This is a genomic window from Arthrobacter sp. OV608, from assembly GCA_900110595.1.
In the GTDB taxonomy this organism is placed as follows: Bacteria; Actinomycetota; Actinomycetes; order Actinomycetales; family Micrococcaceae; genus Arthrobacter.
On the sequence record FOEZ01000063.1, the window covers coordinates 1 to 1,293 of the forward strand.

Below are 1,293 nucleotides of genomic sequence, written 5' to 3' on the forward strand. Positions count from 1 at the left end.
TGTCCGGTCTGAGCATGATTTGCTGGGGGACCGGGATGTTCCGGCCGGGGCGTACTGGGGTGTGCACACGCTCCGGGCCGTGGAGAACTTTCCCATCACGGGGCAGAAACTGTCCTCGAACATGCACCTGGTCCGCGGCCTGGCAGCGGTTAAACTCGCCGCGGCCCGCACCAACCGCGAACTCGGGCTCCTGGACGCCGAACGCGCCGACGCCATCGAACAAGCCTGCAAGGACGTCCTGAACGGCCAGCTTGCCGACCAGTTCGTGGTGGACGTCATCCAGGGCGGCGCCGGAACGTCCTCGAACATGAACGCCAACGAAGTCATCGCCAACCGCGCCCTGGAAATCCTGGGCCACCCCAAGGGCGACTACGCCAGGCTGCACCCCAACGACCACGTCAACCTCTCCCAGTCCACCAACGACGTCTACCCCACCGCCGTGAAGCTCGGCACCATCTTCGCCGCCCGCGAACTGCTCGACGCCCTGGCCGGACTCGAAGAAGCCTGCGCCGCCAAAGCCCTCGAATTCCGCACCATCGTCAAAATGGGCCGCACCCAGCTCCAGGACGCCGTGCCCATGACTCTGGGCCAGGAATTCGGCACCTACGCCATCACCATCGGCGAAGACCGGCTCCGCCTCGCCGAAGCCGAACTGCTCATCCACGAAATCAACCTCGGCGCCACCGCCATCGGCACCGGCCTGAACGCCCCGGCCGGCTACGCCGCAGCAGCCTGCCGGCACCTGGCCGCCATCACCGGCATCCCCCTGATCACCGCCCCGGACCTGATCGAAGCCACCCAGGACGTCGGCGCCTTCGTCCACCTCTCCGGCGTCCTCAAACGCGTCGCCGTGAAACTCTCCAAAATCTGCAACGACCTGCGCCTGCTCTCCTCCGGCCCCCGCGCCGGATTCGGCGAAATCAACCTCCCCGCCGTCCAATCCGGCTCCTCCATCATGCCCGGCAAAATCAACCCGGTCATCCCCGAAGTCGTCTCCCAGGTCGCCTACGAAGTCATCGGCAACGACGTCACCATCACCATGGCCGCCGAAGCCGGGCAACTCCAACTCAACGCCTTCGAACCCATCATCGTCCACAGCCTCCACAAGAGCATCTCCCACCTCGAAGCAGCCTGCCGCACCCTCACCGCACGCTGCATCCAGGGCATCACCGCCAACACCGACCACCTCCGCCAAACAGTGGAACAATCCATCGGCCTGGTCACCGCCCTCAACCCCCACCTCGGCTACACCACCGCCACCGCCATCGCCCAGGAAGCACTCGCCACCGGCAA

At 66.0% G+C, this 1,293-nt stretch carries 1 protein-coding gene; it reads left to right on the plus strand.

What is annotated here, in order from left to right; genetic code table 11:
• Positions 1–1,293 (plus strand): aspartate ammonia-lyase (locus BMX78_RS22610; protein WP_139205086.1); only part of this gene is annotated, 1,293 nt, incomplete at both ends.